This is a genomic window from Virgibacillus sp. DJP39, from assembly GCF_049310925.1.
In the GTDB taxonomy this organism is placed as follows: domain Bacteria; phylum Bacillota; class Bacilli; order Bacillales; family Amphibacillaceae; genus Virgibacillus_F.
In genome coordinates, this window is record NZ_JBMERP010000192.1 from 1 (window position 1) to 810 (window position 810).

Below are 810 nucleotides of genomic sequence, written 5' to 3' on the forward strand. Positions count from 1 at the left end.
ATTCCACAAGCTCACACCCCGAAGGGTGATTACTTGCTTCCCGCGCTCAACTTGCATGTATTAGGCACGCCGCCAGCGTTCGTCCTGAGCCAAGATCAAACTCTCCAAAAAGTGTTTGAATAGAATTACATTCTATCAATTGTCTTAGCTTTGTTTCGTTACTTACATACTTGGTTGTTTTGTTCAGTTTTCAAGGAGCAAATATCAGCACTGTTTAAAAACAGCGTGTTATTAATATACCATATTAAGCTTGTCATTGTCAACAGCTTGTTTTAAGCTTTTTTGCGACAACCTATTAAATATACCATTCATTCTATCGAATGTCAACTATAATTTACTTTTTCTATTGATAAAAGAAAGTAACTTTATAATTGAATTTTTTCGCTACAACTTCGGCAATCTGTTTGCCTTTTTTGGCGACAAGAATAATAATACATCATATCTATTATAATGTCAACAAGTTTTTTATCAGATCTATTTGTAATAGTATTCCCAATTACTTTAAGATCATGTAAAAGGTTTTCCCTCATTGAATCTAAGTTCTGTAAACATAAAAAAACCAAGAAATGAATGAATCACATCTTGGTTTTTTTATTGCCTGGCGACGTCCTACTCTTGCAGGGACAAAGTCCCAACTACCATCGGCGCTGGAGAGCTTAACTACTGTGTTCGGTATGGGAACAGGTGTGTCTTCTCCGCTATTACTACCAGACCTTACTGAAAATTAAGGACAAGATTTATTATAGCCATTTTCGCTTCAAAATGCAAGCATTTTTTAAATTTTATACCCTAAAAACTAAATAAGAGCTT

General features: G+C 34.7%; 2 rRNA genes. Both read right to left on the reverse strand.

Annotation, left to right across the window (positions count from 1 at the left end):
* Positions 1–111, reverse strand: a 16S ribosomal RNA gene (locus ACOI1D_RS21720); the annotation flags it as partial.
* Between the two features lie 485 nt (positions 112–596).
* Positions 597–712 (reverse strand): 5S ribosomal RNA (rrf, locus tag ACOI1D_RS21725).
* Between the last annotated feature and the right edge of the window lie 98 nt (positions 713–810).